Annotated in this window: 16 protein-coding genes; 3 read left to right on the top strand and 13 right to left on the bottom strand. The window is 72.6% G+C overall.

The window, feature by feature from the left end; translation table 11 throughout:
• Positions 1-110: 110 nt before the first annotated feature.
• The 6 genes from cobT to ACFYMM_RS23880 form a co-directional block, all read right to left on the bottom strand.
• The gene (cobT, locus tag ACFYMM_RS23905; RefSeq protein WP_388389781.1) at positions 111-4,070 is read right to left on the bottom strand and encodes a nicotinate-nucleotide--dimethylbenzimidazole phosphoribosyltransferase; all 3,960 of its coding nucleotides are present in this window, start codon (positions 4,068-4,070) and stop codon (positions 111-113) included.
• Between the two features lie 343 nt (positions 4,071-4,413).
• Positions 4,414-5,634, bottom strand: coding sequence for a precorrin-6y C5,15-methyltransferase (decarboxylating) subunit CbiE (gene cbiE / locus ACFYMM_RS23900; RefSeq protein ID WP_388389779.1), 1,221 nt, complete (start codon positions 5,632-5,634; stop codon positions 4,414-4,416).
• A gap of 124 nt (positions 5,635-5,758) precedes the next feature.
• A complete protein-coding gene (locus ACFYMM_RS23895) occupies positions 5,759-6,397 on the bottom strand; it encodes a GNAT family N-acetyltransferase (RefSeq protein ID WP_388389777.1) in 639 nt (212 codons plus the stop codon).
• Positions 6,398-6,538: 141 nt separating this feature from the next.
• Positions 6,539-7,369 carry a MetQ/NlpA family ABC transporter substrate-binding protein gene (locus ACFYMM_RS23890; RefSeq protein ID WP_388389775.1) on the bottom strand — a complete coding sequence of 277 codons (831 nt, stop codon included), beginning with the start codon at positions 7,367-7,369 and terminating at the stop codon, positions 6,539-6,541.
• A gap of 65 nt (positions 7,370-7,434) precedes the next feature.
• Positions 7,435-8,172, bottom strand: a complete 738-nt coding sequence (locus ACFYMM_RS23885) for a methionine ABC transporter permease (RefSeq protein WP_388389773.1) — start codon at positions 8,170-8,172, stop codon at positions 7,435-7,437.
• On the bottom strand, positions 8,169-9,212 hold the full coding sequence (locus ACFYMM_RS23880) for a methionine ABC transporter ATP-binding protein (RefSeq protein ID WP_388389771.1): 1,044 nt from the start codon (positions 9,210-9,212) through the stop codon (positions 8,169-8,171). The genes ACFYMM_RS23885 and ACFYMM_RS23880 overlap by 4 nt, the downstream gene beginning before the upstream one ends.
• 393 nt (positions 9,213-9,605) lie before the next feature.
• Here ACFYMM_RS23880 and ACFYMM_RS23875 point away from each other — a divergent pair, with 393 nt between their 5' ends.
• Together ACFYMM_RS23875 and ACFYMM_RS23870 are read left to right on the top strand one after the other, a co-directional pair.
• Entirely contained in the window at positions 9,606-9,965 is a 360-nt protein-coding gene (locus ACFYMM_RS23875; protein WP_388389769.1) for a hypothetical protein, read from the top strand.
• Position 9,966: 1 nt separating this feature from the next.
• On the top strand, positions 9,967-10,392 hold the full coding sequence (locus tag ACFYMM_RS23870) for a hypothetical protein (RefSeq protein ID WP_388389767.1): 426 nt from the start codon (positions 9,967-9,969) through the stop codon (positions 10,390-10,392).
• Here ACFYMM_RS23870 and ACFYMM_RS23865 read toward each other — a convergent pair.
• The 3 genes from ACFYMM_RS23865 to ACFYMM_RS23855 form a co-directional block, all read right to left on the bottom strand.
• Positions 10,382-10,879 (bottom strand): GNAT family N-acetyltransferase, encoded by a 498-nt coding sequence (locus tag ACFYMM_RS23865; protein WP_388389765.1) that lies wholly within the window; start codon positions 10,877-10,879, stop codon positions 10,382-10,384. The genes ACFYMM_RS23870 and ACFYMM_RS23865 overlap by 11 nt on opposite strands.
• A gap of 44 nt (positions 10,880-10,923) precedes the next feature.
• Positions 10,924-11,430 carry a sigma-70 family RNA polymerase sigma factor gene (locus ACFYMM_RS23860; protein ID WP_388389763.1) on the bottom strand — a complete coding sequence of 169 codons (507 nt, stop codon included), beginning with the start codon at positions 11,428-11,430 and terminating at the stop codon, positions 10,924-10,926.
• Between the two features lie 75 nt (positions 11,431-11,505).
• On the bottom strand, positions 11,506-12,675 hold the full coding sequence (locus ACFYMM_RS23855) for a glycerophosphodiester phosphodiesterase (RefSeq protein WP_388389761.1): 1,170 nt from the start codon (positions 12,673-12,675) through the stop codon (positions 11,506-11,508).
• Between the two features lie 383 nt (positions 12,676-13,058).
• Between ACFYMM_RS23855 and ACFYMM_RS23850 the strand changes: the two genes are divergently transcribed.
• Positions 13,059-13,730, top strand: a complete 672-nt coding sequence (locus tag ACFYMM_RS23850; protein WP_388389759.1) for a lysophospholipid acyltransferase family protein — start codon at positions 13,059-13,061, stop codon at positions 13,728-13,730.
• Here ACFYMM_RS23850 and ACFYMM_RS23845 read toward each other — a convergent pair.
• From ACFYMM_RS23845 to argH, 4 genes are all read right to left on the bottom strand, one after another.
• Entirely contained in the window at positions 13,727-15,277 is a 1,551-nt protein-coding gene (locus tag ACFYMM_RS23845) for an MFS transporter (protein WP_388389756.1), read from the bottom strand. The two genes, ACFYMM_RS23850 and ACFYMM_RS23845, sit on opposite strands and share 4 nt — an antisense overlap.
• Positions 15,274-15,825: a TetR/AcrR family transcriptional regulator gene (locus ACFYMM_RS23840; RefSeq protein ID WP_388389753.1), complete on the bottom strand. Its 552-nt coding sequence runs from the start codon at positions 15,823-15,825 to the stop codon at positions 15,274-15,276. Before ACFYMM_RS23840 ends, ACFYMM_RS23845 begins: the two co-directional genes overlap by 4 nt.
• An 81-nt stretch (positions 15,826-15,906) precedes the next feature.
• Complete coding sequence (locus tag ACFYMM_RS23835; protein WP_388389751.1) at positions 15,907-16,878, bottom strand: aldo/keto reductase; 972 nt, start codon at positions 16,876-16,878, stop codon at positions 15,907-15,909.
• 78 nt (positions 16,879-16,956) lie between these two features.
• Complete coding sequence (argH, locus tag ACFYMM_RS23830) at positions 16,957-18,384, bottom strand: argininosuccinate lyase (protein ID WP_388389749.1); 1,428 nt, start codon at positions 18,382-18,384, stop codon at positions 16,957-16,959.
• Positions 18,385-18,441: the final 57 nt, after the last annotated feature.

Raw genomic sequence — 18,441 nt, 5'->3', positions numbered from 1 at the left:
GCGCGCTGCACCGTCGGAGCGGCCCTGACGTGCGGATTTTAGCTGTGGGCAGGGCACGGGGCACGGGTGGTCCGGCAGCTGAACAGCCGGACCGCCCTCCCCTGCGGCACCTACTTCTCGGTCACTCCCGCCGAGTCGAACGTCGCCACCTCGTGCATGGCCCGCGCCGTGCTCTGGACCAGAGGCAGCGCCAGCAGCGCGCCCGTACCCTCGCCGAGGCGGAGGTCGAGGTCGACCAGGGGGCGCAGGCCCAGCTTGTTCAGGGCCGCGACATGACCGGGCTCCGCGCTGCGGTGGCCGGCGATGCAGGCGGCGAGGACCTCGGGGGCGATGGCGCGGGCGACCAGCGCGGCGGCGCCGGCGCTGACGCCGTCCAGGATCACCGGCGTACGCAGCGAGGCGCCGCCGAGGAGCAGGCCGACCATGGCCGCGTGCTCGAAGCCGCCGATGGCCGCGAGGACGCCGATCGGGTCGGCTGGGTCCGGCTGGTGGAGTTCCAGGGCGCGGCGGACGACCTCGGTCTTGCGGGCCAGGGTCTCGTCGTTGATGCCGGTGCCCCGGCCCGTGACCTCGGTGGGGTCGGCGCCGGTGAAGACGGAGATGAGCGCGGCGGACGCCGTCGTGTTGGCGATGCCCATCTCGCCCGTCAGCAGTGCCTTGTTGCCCGCCGCCACCAGGTCACGGGCGGTCTCGATGCCCACCTCGATGGCCGCCTTGGCCTCTTCGCGGGTCATCGCGGGGCCGGTGGTCATGTCGGACGTGCCCGCACGGATCTTGCGCGGCAGCAGGCCGGGCGTGGCGGGGAGGTCGGCGGCGACACCGACGTCGACGACGCACACCTCCGCGCCCACCTGGCCGGCGAAGGCGTTGCAGACCGCTCCCCCGCCGAGGAAGTTGGCCACCATCTGGGCGGTGACCTCCTGCGGCCAGGGGGTGACGCCCTGGGCGTGGACGCCGTGGTCGCCCGCGAAGATGGCGACGGCGGCGGGCTCGGGGATCGGCGGCGGGCACTGCCGGGACAGTCCGGACAGCTGCGCGGAGATGATCTCCAGCATGCCGAGCGCGCCGGCCGGCTTGGTCATCCGCTTCTGCCGCTCCCAGGCCTCGCCGAGCGCCTTGGCGTCCAGCGGGCGGATGCCGGCGACGGTCTCGGCGAGCAGGTCGTGCGGGTCCTCGCCGGGCAGCGCGCGACGACCGTACGTCTCCTCGTGCACCACCCACGACAGGGGCCGGCGCTTGGACCAGCCGGCCTGCATCAGCTCGGGCTCGTCCGGGAACTCGTCGACGTAGCCCACGCACAGATAGGCGATGACCTCGAGGTGCTCGGGCAGGCCGAGGGCGCGGACCATCTCGCGCTCGTCGAAGAAGCTGACCCAGCCGACGCCGAGGCCCTCGGCGCGCGCGGCGAGCCAGAGGTTCTCCACCGCGAGCGCGGCGGAGTACGGCGCCATCTGCGGCTGGGTGTGCCGGCCGAGGGTGTGGCGGCCGCCGCGGGTCGGGTCGGCGGTGACGACGATGTTCACCGGCGTCTCGAGGATCGCCTCGATCTTCAGTTCCTTGAACTGCTTGGCGCGGCCCTTCGGAAGGGACTTGGCGTACGCCTCGCGCTGCCGCATGGCCAGTTCGTGCATGGTGCGCCGGGTGTCGGCGGACCGGATGACCACGAAGTCCCACGGCTGCGAGTGGCCGACGGAGGGCGCGGTGTGGGCGGCCTCCAGGACACGCAGCAGCACCTCGTGCGGGATCGGGTCGGCGCGGAAGCCGTTGCGGATGTCACGGCGCTCGCGCATCACGCGCAGGACGGCCTCGCGCTCGGCGTCGTCGTAGCCGGGTGCGGCCGGGCCGGTGGACTGTCGTGCCTCTGCCACTGCGGCCGTGCTCTCTTCCTGGTCGGCGGCCCTGGTGTCCAGGTCCTCCGCGTGCTGTACGACATCGGGGGCGGGGCCCTCGGCCGGCGCGGCCGGGGCGGTCGCCGCCTGGGCGGGTTCCGCCTCGCGGGGTGCGGGGACCGTCGCGGTGACCTCCGGCGGAACCTCGCCCTGCTCCTGCGCGGGCAGTCCCTGGGGCTGCGGCGGGATCGGGGCGAGCTGCGGGGGGGTCGGCACCGAGCCCTCCACGGCGACGAACTGACCGAGCGGCTGCTCGGGCTCCGGCGCCGACGGGGCCGGGTTCGCCGGGGCGGCCTCGGCGGCCACCTGCGCGGTGACGTCGGTGGCGGCCGGTTCGGCCTGAACGGCGGCCTCCGGGATCACCTCGGCGGTGGGCGCCGGCTCGGGGACGAGGGTGGCGGCCTGGGCGTGCTGATCGACGTGACCGTGACCGAGCTGCGGACCCTGCGCCTGCGCGGCGGGGTCGGCGACCTCCACGGGCTGGGGCGGGACGCCACCGGCGGGGGGTGCGATGACGTCGGCGGGAGGTGCGGTGGGTTCGGCGTCGGGTGCGGCCGGTACGGCGTCCGGAGCCGGTACGGCGTCCGCAGCCGGTACGGCCGCGGTGGCCTCCGGCTCCTGCGGCTGCACGTGGGGCTCGGGGACGGGCATGTGCTGGGGGGCCTCAGCGGCGGGCGGCTGGGCTGCCACGGCCTCCGGAGCGGGCGCCGGGACCGCCGGGTCGGGGGACTGCGGCCGGCCGGCGTCGCCCACCGGAGCCGGCTGCGCGACCGCGGGGGCCTCGACCGGCACCTGGTCAGGGGCGACCTGCGCGGCGGCCTCCGGCTGCACGGCGTCGGCGGCCTGCACGACCGCCTCCACGGTCTCCACGGTCTGCACCGGCGCGTGGCCCGCGTCGACAGCCTCTGCAACGGCCTCCGGTCGCACCGCCTCGACGGGCTGCGCCGGGACCTGGCCCCCCTCGGCGGGCTGGGCGCCCTCGGGCACCTGAACGGCCTCCGGCACCTGAACGGCCTCCGGCACCTGCGGAGCCTGTTCCGGCACGATCTGTTCCGGCACGATCTGTTCCGGCACCGCGTGCTCAGGCACCGCGTGCTCCGGCACCGCGTGCTCCGGCACGACCTGCTCGGGCGCAGCCTGCTCGGACACCGCCTGCTCGGGTACGACCTGTTCCGGTACCGCCTGCGGCGGCCCGGTCTCGGCCTGCGGGGTCCGCTCCGCCGGCTCCTGGGCGGGCACGGGTCCCTCCCCGCCGACCGGCGTCTCGGGCACGCCCGGGACCTCCGCGGCCGACGCGTCGGCGGCTTCCGCCACCACGGCGACGGAAGCGGTCTCGGCCGGCGCGCCCTGCGGCGTCGGAACAGCCCCGGCGTACACCCCGTCATGGCCGTGCACGACCTGCTCGGCCGGCGCCGCGTCCTCCTGCGCCCGGGCGGCCTGCTCGGCCGGCGCCGCCGCGGCGGTGGTCTGTGTCTGCGTGGCGAGCCGTGCCACGGCCGCCTGCGCGGCACCGGCCGCGTCGGCGACCGCTTCCGTGACCGCGACGGGCGCGGCCGCTGGAGCCGCCGGAACAGCGGGAGCGGCCTGCACCGTTGGAGCAACCGTTTCGGCAGCCGGGGCCTGCACGGCCACCTGGGCCACCGGCGCCGCACCCCAGGGTGCCGCGCTCTGCGGAGCGAGGTGGGCGGGCACGTCGAGGTACTCGGGACCGGCCGACGGCGGGCCCGGCTGCCGTACCGGCGCGCCGGCCGGGCCGCGGTCGGCGAGGGAGCGGACCGGGCTGGCGGAGGCGTCCGGGATCGGCGGGCCGAGGTGCAGGGGCCGGCGCGGGGTCGGCGGGGCCGCCGTCGGGTCGTGCGGCGCGGAGAGGATGGGGGACGGCGGGACGGACACCGGTCCCGTGTCGGGCAGGCGGACGCCGCTGAGGTCGACGGAACCGCTGTCGCGGCCGCCCGCCTCGTGCGCGCCCGGCTCGTGGACGGTCTCGACGACCGGCTCCGGGGCGGGCGGCGGGACCTCGTTGCCCCATGCGCCCTGGGCGCCCGGCAGCAGCAGGTCTTCGTCCTCGGCGGGAGACTCGGAGAGGTAGGTGTACGCGCCGTGCGCGGCAACGCCCGGCTGTTCCACCATGCCTGCGCTCTCCGGCAGCCCCTCGGCCGGGACCTGGCCGGTGTCGGTCATGCGTACCCCTCGCCCATCGGTTAGTGCTCCTACGACCAGCTCACCCGGAACGGCGCACCGACCGCCCCAGTGAAGAACGAGCGTGCGTGCCCAGCGGCACGAACGACCCGCCGGAAATGGCGACAAAGCCATTCAGTGGCATTGTCCCGGCCGTTCCGCCGTCGCGACAGCGTGACCCGCGACTGCCCGCTGTGGACTGCGCCACGTTGCGCGTCCTCGGGTTCTGCCGTACCACACCCACCCCAAAAGAGGCGGGTTTTCCGGACATTGACGAACGAACTTCCGGGTCACCTGGTGCGGTACAACGATCGGCCAGCCTACCGCGCGCGGTACGACAACAGGATCACGGGGCGCGCTCGGCCAGAACCCCGCTGAGCAGGAACGCGACGTTCCGCTCGGTCTCCGTCCAGGCCCGGGTGTCGAGTTCGACGGACTGCAGCAGGGCGCACTCGACCCGGTATCCGTGCTCGGTCAGGTCACGGCCGACGCGTTCGGCCTCGTCGCGGGTCCCGGCGTGCGTGACGATGCGCTGCGGGCGCCGGTCGGCGACCGCGAGGACCACGGCCGCTCCGCCGCCGCCGACGCGTACGACGTCCGGTTCGGGCAGGTCCTCCAGGACGTGCGGGGCGGTGCCGTGGACGACTTGGAGCTGGACCCCGAAGTGACGGCCGACCGCTTCGGTGCGGGCGCAGGCCTCCGGGTCCCGGTCGACGGCGATGACGGCCGCTCCGGCACGGGCGGCCTCGGCGGCGAAGGCGCCGGAGCGGCAGCCGATGTCCCAGACCAGGTCGCCGACGCGGGGGCCGAGGCGGGCGAGTTGGGCGGAGCGGAGCAGGTCCGTCTCGCCCTCGCCGAGTCCGCCGCCGTACACCTCGGCGGGCAGCACCCAGCCGCGCGGCCCCGCGCCCGGGTCGCGGCCGGCGATCCAGCCGCCGTCCTCGCCGGCGGCACCGGGTCCGGTGGGGCCGCCGATGACGATGACGAGGTTGGGGTCGCGCCAGGTGTGGTCGGCGGCCTTGTCGGAGGTGACGACGCTGACCTGTTCGCGCTCGGTGCCCAGTTCCTCGCAGATGACGAAGGTGCGGTGGACGCCGTCCAGGAGCAGGCCGAGTTCGGCGGGGCCGGCGCCCGGCGAGGTGAGGACGGCGACCTTGGTGTGGGCGCGGCAGACGTTCACCGCGCGGCGCAGGGTGCGCCGGTGCGCGACGACCACATGGGCGTCGTCCCAGGGCATTCCGGCGCGGGCGAAGGCGGCGGCCACGGCGGAGACGCCCGGGACGACCTCGACCTCCAGGCCGAACTCGGGCGCGCGCAGGGTCCGCACGACTCCGAAGAAGCCGGGGTCCCCGTCGGCGAGCACGACGGCGGTGCCGCGGTGGGCGGCGATGCGGCGGGCGGCCAGGGCGAGGCTGCCGAGGCGGATGCGCTCGGCGGTGCGTGGTACCTCGGGGAGCGCCAGGTGGTGGGCCGCGCCCGCGACGAGGGTGGCGGCGCCGAGGGCGGCGCGTGCCGTGTCGGTCAGCGGCGAGCCGTCCCAGCCGATCACCGTGACCCGATCGGCCATCGTCGTCAGTCTCCAGGGTTTTCTCAGGTCGTCCAGGTAGCGGGCCCGAGGGCGGGCCTCGTGAGCGTACCCGGTGGTGGTGCTGGGCGCGCGGCGGCCGTGGGGGCGCGGGGCCCCGGTGTCGTCAGTTCCAGTCGGAGAACGACGTAAAACCCCCGGAGTCGGCCAGTTCGTCGCCGGCTCCCTCCAGGTCCTCCGGCAGGAGGCTCCACACGATGTAGTCGGTGCGCACCTCGGTCCAGGCACCGTCCTCGGTGCGGGTCCGGGCTATACAGGCGCCGCGCAGGACGCCCTCACTGATGCAGCCGATCTTCTGGGCGACCTGCTGGGAGGCGGTGTTGTCGGCGGCGGTGCGCAGTTCGACGCGCTCGAACTTCTGGTCGCCCAGCAGCCACTGGGCGGTGGCGAGCGCGGCCTCGGAGGCGTAGCCCTCGCCCCGGGCCCAGGGGGCGGTGATGTACGACAGTTCGGTGGAGCGTACGTGCCAGTCGGTCCTGGCGAGTTGGACGATGCCGACCAGGCGCTGGGTGAGGAACTCGGTGACGGCGAGGTCGACGCCGCGGCCGGCGGCCCGCTCGGCGGGCGCGTACCGGGTGATCCAGCGGTGGGCCTGTGCCTCGGTGTAGGGCTGCGGGACGGCGGTCCAGGCCCCGACCTGCTCGTCGTTCATCATCTCGGCCAGCGCGGGCGCGTCGTCCTCGTCGAGGGGACGCAGCACCAACCGCTCCGTGCTGATGGAGATGTTGGGGAAGGTGCCAGTCATGCGCCGCTCCGTAGACTTCTGGATTTGCTGGGTGACCGTCAGGGCCTGCTGAACTGCCCAGCATGCAGCATGCGGGCACCGGACCGCACCACAGGGTCCACTCCCCGTGAGGGAGCGGACCCGGTGCGTGGTGGTATGGGCTCAGAAGGAAGGGATGACCGAGCCCTGGTACTTGTCCTCGATGAACTTCTTCACCTGGGGGGAGGTGAGGAGCTTGGCCAGCTTCCGTACACGCGGGTCCTTCTCGTTGCCCTTCTTGACCGCGAGGAAGTTGCCGTAGGGGCTGTTCTTCGCGGACTCCAGGACGAGGGCGTCCTTGGCGGGCTTGAGTCCGGCCGAGATGGCGTAGTTGCCGTTGACCACCGCGGCGTCCACGTCGTCCAGGGAGCGCGGCGTCTGGGCGGCCTCGACCTCCTTGAACTTGAGGTTCCTGGGGTTCTTGGCGATGTCCTGCGGGGTCGCCTCGTCGCCCACGCCGTCCTTGAGCGTGATGAGCCCGTCGGCCGCGAGCAGCTTCAGGGCGCGGGCCTCGTTGACGGCGTCGTTCGGGACGGCGACGGTGGCGCCGCTCTTCAGCGCGTCGGCCTTCTTGACCTTGTGGGAGTAGAGGCCGAGCGGCTCCAGGTGCACCGTGACTACGGGCACGATGTGGGTGCCGCGCTTCTTGTTGAAGTCGTCGAGGTAGGGCTGGTTCTGGAAGTAGTTGGCGTCCACCGAGCCGTCCTCGGTCGCCGTGTTCGGCACGATGTAGTCCTGGAACTCCTTGACCTCCAGGTCGAGTCCCGCCTTCTTCGCCAGGTTCTTCTTGACGAAGTCCAGGATCTGGGCGTGCGGGGTCGGGCTCGCGGCGACGACCAGCGGTCCGCTGTAGTCGGAGGAGGCGGAGCCGCTGCCCGAGCCGCAGGCGGTGAGCCCGAGGGTGAGGGCTCCGGCGGCGAGGGCTGCGGTGCTGAACTTTGCGGTGTTACGCACGAAAAGTGCCTTTCCTGTGGGTGGAGCGGTCCCGCGGTGGGTGGTGCGGGGCGTTCGTGGGGGGCTCAGGCGATGTCGCCGGCGTCCGCGGTCGCCGGCTTCTCGGCCTTGAGGAGGCGGAGCTTCGGCGCCGGGCCGGAACGGCCGCCGCGACGGTGCAGGGAGCGGGCCGCGTAGTCGCCGGCGAACTGGATGAGGGAGATGACGACGGCGAGGACGGCCACCGTGATCCACATCAGCTGGGTCTCGAAGCGCTGGTAGCCGTAGCGGATGGCGATGTCGCCGAGGCCGCCCGCGCCGACCGTGCCGGCCATGGCGGAGTAGCCGATGAGGGCGACGACCGTGGTGGTCGTGCTGGCGATGAGGGACGGCAGGGACTCCGGTACGAGGACCTTGCGGACGATCGTCCAGGTGTTGCCGCCCATCGACTGCACGGCCTCGACCAGCCCGCCGTCCACTTCGCGGACAGCCGTCTCGACCAGGCGGGCGAAGAACGGGATCGCTCCGACGGCGAGCGGCACGATGGCGGCCTCCCGGCCGATGGTGGTGCCGGTGATCCAGCGGGTGAAGGTCATCAGGGCGACCATCAGGATGATGAACGGCATGGAGCGGGCGACGTTCACGATCTGCCCGATGACCCTGTTGGCGAGGACGTTCTGGAGCAGTCCGCCCCGGTCGGTGAGGACCAGGAGGATGCCGAGCGGGAGCCCGCCGACGACGGCGATCAGCGTGGACCAGCCGACCATGTAGAGGGTGTCCCAACAGGCCTGCGACAGCAGGGGCTGCATCTCCGGCCAGGTCACTTGGCGCCCTCCTTCACCGGCTCGGGCCGCCGGCCCGCGCGGTCGACGACGTCGACGACGAGGCCCCGTTCGCGCAGGAAGCCGATCGGCACGACGTTGTCCTCGTAGCGACCGGGCAGTTCGATGCGCATGCGGCCGATCTGCAGGCCGCCGACGGTGTCGATGGCCGCGCCGAGGATCGATATGTCGATGTTGTAGGTGCGGGAGAGCTGGGACACGACGGGCTGGGTGGCGGCCTCGCCCTGGAAGGTGACGTCGACGACGGTGCGGTCCTCGCCGGTGGCCTCGCCGCCGACCGGGAAGAGGGCGGAGGCCAGCTCGGAGCCGGGCTGGGCGAGCAGCTCGCTCACCGTGCCGGACTCCACGATGCGGCCCTTCTCCATCAGGGCGGCCGAGTCGCAGACCGACTTCACCACGTCCATCTCATGGGTGATGAGCAGGACGGTCAGGCCCAGTTGCCGGTTCAGGTCGCGCAGCAGCCGGAGGACGGAGCGGGTGGTCTCCGGGTCGAGGGCGCTGGTCGCCTCGTCGGACAGCAGCACCTTGGGGTCGCCGGCCAGGGCGCGGGCGATGCCGACGCGCTGCTTCTGGCCGCCGGAGAGCTGGGCGGGGTACGCCCTGGCCTTGTCGGCGAGCCCGACGAGGTCGAGCAGTTCCCGCGCCTTGCGCGAGCGCTCCCCGCCGGACGTGCCGAGGATCTCCAGCGGCAGTTCGACGTTGTCCTGGACGGTCCGCGAGGACAGCAGGTTGAAGTGCTGGAAGACCATGCCGATACGGCTGCGTGCCTGCCGCAGCTCCCGGCCGGCCCGGGGGCCGCGCCCGGCGAGGGCGGTGAGGTCCTGACCGGCGACGGTGACCGTCCCGGCGGTCGGACGCTCCAGCAGGTTGACGCAGCGGATGAGGGAGGACTTGCCGGCGCCGGACTGGCCGATGACGCCGTACACCTCGCCTTCGCGCACGTGCAGGTCGACGCCGTCCAGGGCGGTGACCTCACGGCCGCGCGAGCGATAGACCTTGCTCAGGCCTGATGTCGTGATCACAGGGGGTTTCCGTCACTGTCGAGTACGCGGGCGTGGGTGTGCCCTGGTACGGGAGGGAAGTCATGCGCGGGCGGCTCGGTCACGTACGGCTACGGCGTACGGACGCGCCACGGCGGCTCGCTTCGGGGCGCGAGCGGGGGGGTGGTGCGGGGGCCCTCTAGAAGGCGCGCATTCGACACGTACAACGAGCACCGGGCGTCAGGGTCGCCTCGGTCGCAGGGATGCGGCAGCTCGTCGTGGTCATGCGATCAGTAAATCAGACGTATTGAAGCGACCAAGAACCCGAAGTCCACATGCTGGACGGTCCTGGACGGTTGTGGTCGAGGCCACGGTGGCCGTCCCGGCGGCGGGGGCGGCGGCCTCGGCCCCTTTGGCCCGTATTAAGGTCGCCGCATGCTCAATGCCCTGACACTGGTGACCGGTGTCGCCGCGCTGCTGCTCGCCGCCTGGTGCGGCTGGGCCGCCTACCGGGACCAGCCGACCAAGGACTGGCACTTCATCGGGATGGCCGTGGTGTCGCTGCTGGCCCTGGCGCAGCTGGTGATCGGGATCGTGCAGCTGGCCCGGGGCCGGAAGCCGGAGCAGGGAACGACGATCTTCGTGGCGTATCTGCTGGGCGCCTTCGCGTGCGTCCCGGCGGCGGGCCTCATGTCGCTGGCCGAGCGGACCCGCTGGGGCTCGGTGACGGCGGCCGCCGGCGGTGTGGTGCTCGCGGTGCTCGAAGTGCGGCTGTACGACATCTGGGGAGGCTGAGATGAGCACCACGGAACAGAAGCCGGCCAGAACCCGGCTGATCAGCGGGCCGGGCATGCTGCTCGTCTGGTTCTACGGCGTGATGGTCGTCGGCGCGGTGTCCCGCTCGGCGTACCAGATCGCCACGGACTTCGGCCGGGCACCGCTGGCGTACTCGCTGTCGGCGGTGGCCGGCGTGGTGTACGGGTTCATCACCTACACCCTGGTGCGCGGCGGCGAGACGGCCCGCAGGGCGGCCCAGGTGTGCTGCGCCGCCGAGCTGGCGGGTGTGCTGATCGTCGGTACGTGGACGCTGGTGGAGCCCTCGGCCTTCCCGGACGCGACCGTGTGGTCCGACTACGGCATGGGCTACGTGTTCATCCCGGTGCTGCTGCCGCTGTCGGCCCTGTACTGGCTGCGCAGGGCGCGCGGGACCGTCACGCCGTAGTGGCGTACGTCCCCGCCGGCTTCTCCAGGACGATCATCGGTACGCCGTCGGTGCCCTCGGAGGTGCCCACCGTCTCGTAGCCGACCCGCCGGTACAGACGCAGGTTTCCCTCGCTGCGGTGGCCGGTGTGCAGACGGAACCTGGTGGCGCCCCGCTCCTGGGCCAGCGCCCCCTCCGCCGCGCGCAGCAGCCGCGCGCCGATGCCGTGCCCCTGCAGACGGGGGTGGACGCAGAGGCGACCGATGGCGGCGGAGCCGTCCTCGGCGACCCGGCCGCGCACCGAGCCGACCACCTCGTCGCCGAGCCGGGCCACGAAGACACAGTCGGCGGTGACCTCCTGGCGGACGGAGTCGAGGCTCTGCACGAGCGGATCGATGCGGTAGTTGCCGTACAGCGCCGCCTCGCTCTGGAAGCACAGGTACTGGAGCTTGAAGATCTGCTCCGCGTCCTGCTCGGTCGCCACCGAGATGGTCACGCTCATGCCCATGTGCGCACGCCTCCCGCTCACCTGATCGCCAATGTCCCCCACTCCTATCCCCGCACTTCGCGGGCCGCAACCTCCGGTGTGAGCAATCGGCGCAGACATCCCAGACATCTGGAACGTTCCGGCCCGAGACTGCCCTGTGAGATACCCAACTCCCCCGCGATCTCGCGGTAGGTGAGGTCCCGGGGGGACAGCAGCGCCTCCAGCAGCCGGGGGCAGCGGCCGGGCAGCCGGCGGACCGCGTCGCGCAGGGCCCGGCGCCGGGCGGCGGCGAGGGCGAGCTGCTCGGGATCGGGGCGGGAGTCGTCGGCGGGCTCGGTGCCGTACGGCCGCTCCAGGCGGGTGGTACGACGGCTGCGGCGGGCCTCGGCGCGCACCGCCCGGCGCAGCCATTCCTGCGGATCGGGCGGCGGCCCGTCGCTCTCCAGGCGCTCCAGCAGGCGCAGCCAGACGGCCTGTTCCAGGTCGCCCGGCTCGTCCGAGCAGGCATATGCCTCGGCGGCGGCTTCCGCGGTGAGCAGGGGGCGCAGGGTGGCGACCAGGGGGTGCGTCATATGCGGAACGACGCGGCCGCCCGGGGCCGGGTTGCCGGGCGGCCGTCAGTCACCCCGAACGGGGTCGGTCGGGGCTCAGCGGTTGACGAAGTCGGCGCGGGCCAGCACCGCGGTGTCCGCGTTGTCGGTGAAGACGCCGTCGATGCCGGTCGCGAAGTACGTCCGGAACGCGCCGAAGGGATCGCCGTAGGCGTCCACGGCGGCGCCCTTGCGGAACTCGGCGGGCAGGAAGGGGTTCTCGTTGCGCATGGTGTAGGGGTGCAGGACCAGGCCCACCTTGTGCGCGTCGGCGACGAGTGTCGTCGGCCTGCCCAGGGTGCCGTCGGCGTTCTTCGGGATGACCAGGTCGAGGGTGGGGCCGATGCCCTGCGCGTAACCGGCGATCTCCCGCAGGCCCTTGGGGGTGATCAGGTCGGCCACCGTGCGCGGGTCGCCCGCCTCGACGAAGTCCCAGGGGCGGCTGTCGGCCGTGGAGAGCAGGACGACGAGGGGGTTGTCGACCAGCTGGTTCAGCTTCTGGATGCTGGTCGGTTCGAAGGACTGCAGGATGACCGGCGAGTTGCGGCCGTCCTTGCCGTACTTGTGCAGCAGTTTCGCCACCCGCTCCTCCAGGCCGAGACCGAGCTTGCGGAAGTAGGTGGGGTGCTTGGTCTCGGGGTAGATCCACACCTGCCTGCCGCGCCTGCGGGTCTGCTCGTCCTGCCACTTCAGGACTTCCTCGAAGGTGGGGATCTCCCAGCGACCGTTGTAGAGGGTGTTGTGCGGGCGGTTGGCCGGGATCCGTTCGATCGCGCGCAGCGTCTTCAGTTCGGCGAGCGTGAAGTCCTCGGTGAACCAGCCGGTGGTGGAGACGCCGTCGAGGACCTTGGTGGTCCTGCGGCCGGCGAACTCGGGGTGGTCGGCGACGTTCGTGGTGCCGCCGATCTCCGGCTCGTGCCGGCACACCAGGTGGCCGTCCCTGGTGGGCACCAGGTCGCCCGCCTCGACGACGTCGGCGCCGAGGTCGAGGGCCAGGTCGTACGACCCGAAGGTGTGCTCGGGGCGGTAGCCGCTGGCGCCGCGGTGGCCGATGACCGTGGGTACCGGCAGGCTCTTCAGGCCCCGTCCGCCGTGGCCGGCCGCCGCCGTGGCCTCGGCCGTCGCGGGCAGCCCGAGGACCGCCGTGCCCGCGCCGAGCACCGCGGCGCCGAGCAGTGCCCGCCGTCCGGTGGTCCGCTTCCGCTCGTCCGACTCGTGGGTGTCCATGAGCGCCTCCTGCCGTTCGCCCGTCCAGTGCGCGCCGATCGTAGGGGCGCGCGCATGACGGGCGGGAGACCCAGGTTCGAACACGCGGGTGATGCCGTGTGTCGGGAGTGCGGCGAGAGGTGACGGTCCGTCGGATCGGCGGGCGGGGCGGGGCATCGGCCGGCGTGCGGCGGGTAGGCGCGCGGGGAGGCCTCCCCGCGACGTCCGTCACATCGCCGCCGGGGTGTCACCGTGGGCTCCGGCACGCCACCGCAGGTAAACCCGCGTCAACAGTACGTAAGACCTCGGTGAACCGGCGGCGCTCGATGTGCGCTTCCCCCGGAGCCGCGAGTAATGTCCTCACCTGCACAGACTCATACCGACCCTCGACATCGGAGGACCCGTTGTCCCGCTTCGCGCTCATCAAGGCAGTGCTCGGACCGATCATGCGCCTGATGTTCCGCCCACAGGTGGAGGGCGCGGAGCACATCCCGGGGGACGGTCCCGTCATCCTGGCCGGCAACCACCTCACCTTCATCGACTCGATCGTGCTGCCCGTGGTGACGAAGCGTCAGGTCTTCTTCATCGGCAAGGACGAGTACGTCACCGGCAAGGGCTTCAAGGGCCGGCTGATGGCGTGGTTCTTCACCGGCGTCGGCATGATCCCGGTCGACCGGGACGGGGCGAGCGGGGGCGTGGCGGCGCTGATGACCGGACGCCGGATCCTGGAGGAGGGAAAGGTCTTCGGGATCTACCCCGAGGGGACCCGGTCGCCCGACGGCCGTCTGTACCGGGGGCGCACCGGTATCGCGCGGCTGACGCTGATGACCGGTGCGCCGGTGGTTCCCTTCGCGATGATCGGCACGGACAAGCTGCAGCCGGGCGGGGCGGGGATTCCCCGGCCGGGCAAGGTCACCGTTCGTTTCGGTGAGGCGATGGAGTTCTCCCGGTACGAGGGGATGGACCGGGACCGCTATGTGCTGCGGGCCGTGACCGACTCGGTGATGGCCGAGGTCATGAGGCTGTCGGGGCAGGAGTACGTGGACATGTACGCGACCAAGGCGAAGGCGGCCTAGACCTCAGGGTGTCGCCCCTGGGCGGCGGCGGTTTCCAGTTTCTGGCCCTTCAGCAGGAACCATGCCGCTGCCGCCGTTGCCAGCAGGACCGCCGCCCCCACGCCGGAGGCGAGTCGCAGGCCGTGCACGAAGGACTCCCGGGCGGCGTCGAGCAGGGCCTGGGCCGTCGGTGCGGGCAGGCCCGCCGCCTCCCGCACGGCCGCGCCCAGTGACTCGTGTGCCGCTTCCGGGGTGCCGGCCGGGCCCGTGAAGTCCCGGTAGACGCCCGTCACGATCGTGCCGAGGAGGGCGATGCCGAGGGCGGCGCCCAGTTCGTACGCCGTTTCCGAGACCGCGGAGGCGGCGCCCGCCTGTTCCCTGGGCACGCTGGAGAGGATCACGTCGGCGGTGACCGTGAAGGAGAGGCCGGCGCCGATGCCGACGACCAGGAGCGCGGCGCCGAGGACCGGGTAACCCGTCGACCGGCTCAGGGTGGTGAGCGCGGCCAGGGCGATGCCGACCGCCGCCAGGCCGCCCGAGGCGACGGCGCGGACCGAGAAGCGGCGGGCCGCGCGGCCCGCGACCAGACCGGCCGCGACCGCGCCGACGCCGCCGGGCAGCTCACCCAGGCCCGCCTGGAACGGGCGCCATCCCTGGACCAGTTGCAGGTACTGGGAGAGGAAGAACACCAGCCCGGACATGCCCAGCACGGTCAGCAGGTCGGCGAGGACGGCGCCGCTGAAGCCGCGCTGCCGGAACAGGCGCATGTCCAGCAGCGGGACCGGCATGGTGAGCTGGCGGCGGACGAAGCCGTACAGGGCGCCGGCGCCCAGCAGGCCGACGGCCAGGGCCTGCCACCGCACGCCGTGTGCCGCGGCCTCCTTGACCGCGTACACCGTGCCGATCATGCCGACCAGCGACAGGACGACGCTGGTCAGGTCCCAGGGGCCGGGGCTGGGATTCTTCGACTCGGGCAGCAGCCGGCTGCCGACGAGGACGAGGGCGGCCATGACCGGCAGGTTGATCAGGAACACCGAGCCCCACCAGAAGTGCTCCAGCAGGAAGCCGCCCGCGAGGGGGCCGAGGGCGGTGCCGGCGGAGGCGGTGGCGCCCCAGACGCCGACGGCGAGGCTGCGCTCGCGCGGGTCGGGGAAGAGGTTGCGGATCAGGGCGAGGGTGGCGGGCATCAGGGTGGCGCCCGCGACGCCGAGCAACGCCCGCGCGAGGATCATCAGTTCGGGCGTGCCGGCGTAGGCGTTGAGGACGGATATCGCGCCGAACGCCGTGGCGCCGCCGAGCAGGACGCGCTTGCGGCCGATGCGGTCGCCGAGGCTGCCCATGGAGACCAGCAGACCGGCGATGACGAAGGAGTAGACGTCGCCGATCCACAGCAGCTGGGTGCCGGACGGCTTGAGGTCTTCGCTGATGTAGGGGGTCGCGAGGCCGAGGACGGTCGCGTCGACGGCCACCAGCAGCACGGCGAGCACGAGGACGGACAGCGCGAGCCAGCGGCCCGGACGCTCCCGCGCCTCCCGCGTCACGAACGCCGGCCGCAGGGTGCTGGTCATGATTCCTCTCTCCGTAGTGCGCCGCCGAGCAGCAGCTCGACGGTCATGTGGTGGAAGTCCTTCGGCGCGCCCTTGCCGCTCTGTACGACCCAGACGCCGGAGGCCAGCAGGCCGAAGAGCGCCTCGGTGAGCCAGGCCGGGGTGAGGTCGATGCGGAACTCGCCGCTCAGCTGGCCGCGCCGGAACAGGGCGGAGATGCGGTCGTCGATCCGGGACCAGCCCTCGTTCTGCTCCTCGCCCTCGAACAGCTGGTTCTCGGTGTAGAGGAAGGCGAGCAGTCCGGCGGCGGACTCGATCTCCCGCACGAACCTGCGCAGGGCGTCCCGGGCGGGGCCCTCGTCGAGCCGGGCGGCGTCCAGCGCGGCGTCGCACTCGGCGATGCCGAGCGATTCCAGCGCCCGTACGAGCGCGTCGCGGCCGGCGAAGCGGCGGTGCAGTGTGGCCCGGCTGATCCCGGCGGCCTTGGCGACCTCGTCCATGGTCGCGGTGGACTTGCGGGTCAGCAGGGCGGCCGCGCTGCGCAGCACGTGGTCACGATCGAGGGCCATGAGACAAGGGTAGCCCATGTGAGACATTGATGTCTCATCATGGGCATGTGTGAATCATATGGCCGGTGGGCGTGGGGTCGGTCAGTGCCAGGGCAGCTGTCCGCGCCGCTCCCAGTAGGCGCGCGGGTCCTCCACGAGCGTGCCGAGCCGGGCGAGCTGGTCCTCGTCGAGGTCGACCACGGGGGCGTGCAGGTTGGAGGCCAACTGGGTGAGGGTCGCGGCGCCGGAGAGGACGACACCGGCCCAGGGCTCGCGCAGGATCACGGCGAGGGCCACCGCGTCGCAGCCCAGCCCGGTCTCCTCGGCCACCGCCCTCAGCACGTCCGGGGCGTGCGGCGCGGCCAGTCGTCCATTGGCCATGCCCTCCTTGACGATCACCGTGAGTCCGGCGTCGTGCGCCTCGGCGAGGGCGGGACCGGCCGAGGTTTCCAGGGCGTTGTACGTCGACTGGACGGTACGGAAGAGGGGCTCGCCGTCGACGGTCACGGCGAGGGCGGCGCGGACGGCGTCCGCCTGGGCAGGGCCGCTGGTGGAGAAGCCGATGGTCAGGCCCCCGGCGGCGGCCTCGGCGAGCCGGGCGTGGAGTTCCTTGTCGGTGAGGGCCGGGCTGTCCGGGGTCACCGAGTGGATCTGGTAGAGGTCGAGCCGGCCGCCGAGCAGTTCGTCGGTCTCGGCGCGCTGGCGCTCGTAGGTGGCGAGGCTGTGGTCCTTTACCTCGTGCCGCTCGGCGTCGGTGGACCAGCCGGCCGTGTAGGTGTAGCCCCACTTGCTGCCGATCACCACGTCGTCCGCGTCGGGGCGGCCCCTCAGCCAGTCGGCGAGGAACTCCTCCGAGCGGCCGTAGGAGCGGGCCACGTCGAAGTAGCGCACCCCCTGCGCGTAGGCGGCGTCGAGGAGTTCCCGGGTGCGTTCGCGCAGCGCCTCCACGCTGCGCGAGGGCGGCAGGTCCTCGTCGCGGCCGAGGTTGATGTACCCGGGACGGCCGACGGCGGCGAGGCCCAGGCCGAGGTGGCAGGTGGGAGTCGTTGCTGACGCCAGTCGGGCGAAGGGCATCGCGGGTTCCGTTCGGTCGGCTCCATACGGCTGCCGACCAACGTAACCCGCGAGACCCGTTCCATGCGTGACGACCTGCTACTTCTTGGCGTCGGCCCAGCCGTGCTGCGCGGCCACGTCGGCCTTGACCTCGGCGAGCTGCACGGCGACCGCGCTGGGCGCCGTACCACCGCGGCCGTTACGGGAGGCCAGGGCACCGGGGACGTTGAGGACCGAGCGGACCTCCGGGGTGAGGTGGGCGGAGATCTTCGCGAACTGCTCGTCCGTGAGGCCGTCCAGCTCCTTGCCCTCGGCCTCGGCGACCTTCACGCACTCGCCGGCCACCTCGTGCGCGACGCGGAACGGCACGCCCTGCTTGACCAGCCACTCGGCGATGTCGGTGGCCAGGGAGAAGCCGGCCGGGGCCAGTTCCTCCATGCGCTCGCGGTGGACGGTGAGGGTGGCGATCATGCCGGTGAAGGCGGGGAGCAGCACCTCCAGCTGGTCGCAGGAGTCGAAGACCGGCTCCTTGTCCTCCTGGAGGTCGCGGTTGTACGCGAGGGGCAGCGCCTTGAGGGTGGCGAGGAGCCCGGTGAGGTTGCCGATCAGGCGTCCGCTCTTGCCGCGCGCCAGCTCGGCGATGTCCGGGTTCTTCTTCTGCGGCATGATCGAGGAGCCCGTGGAGAACGCGTCGTGAAGGGTGACGAAGGAGAACTCCTTCGTGTTCCAGATGATGATCTCCTCGGCGATCCGGGAGAGGTCGACGCCGATCATCGCGGTGATGAAGGCGAACTCGGCGACGAAGTCACGGGAGGCCGTGCCGTCGATGGAGTTGCCGACGCTGCCGTGCTCGAACCCGAGGTCCCTCGCCACCGCCTCCGGGTCCAGGCCGAGGGAGGAGCCGGCCAGGGCGCCCGAGCCGTACGGCGACACGGCCGTCCGCTCGTCCCACTGGCGCAGCCGCTCACCGTCCCGGGACAGGGACTGCACATGCGCGAGGACATGGTGGGCGAACAGGACGGGCTGGGCGTGCTGGAGGTGGGTACGGCCGGGCATCGCCACGTCCGGGTGGGCCTCGGCCAGTGCGATCAGCGCGTCCTGCAGCTCGGCGATCAGCCCGCCGATGATCCGGGCGTGATCGCGCAGGTACATCCGGAAGAGGGTGGCCACCTGGTCGTTCCTGGACCGCCCGGCGCGCAGCTTGCCGCCCAGGTCGGGGCCGAGGCGCTCCAGCAGGCCGCGCTCCAGGGCGGTGTGGACGTCCTCGTCGGCGATGGTGCCGACGAACTCCCCGGCGGCCACGTCCGCTTCGAGCAGGTCCAGCCCGGCGATCATGCGGTCCAGCTCGTCCCCGGTCAGCAGCCCCGCCTTGTGCAGCACGCGCGCGTGGGCACGCGAACCGGCGATGTCGTAGGGGGCGAGCCGCCAGTCGAAGTGGACGGACGCGGACAGCTTCGCCAGGGCCTCGGCGGGACCGTCGGCGAAACGACCGCCCCAGAGCCGTACGTCACCGCTGTTGCTGCTCACTTGCGTTGCTCCTCGGGAGAGTCGGCCGGTATCGCACATCGGACTGCATGAGTATGC

The organism is Streptomyces sp. NPDC006739, from assembly GCF_042869815.1.
In the GTDB taxonomy this organism is placed as follows: domain Bacteria; phylum Actinomycetota; class Actinomycetes; order Streptomycetales; family Streptomycetaceae; genus Streptomyces.
Note: the sequence above shows the minus strand (reverse complement) of the source record. Positions and strands in the feature narration are given on the sequence as shown.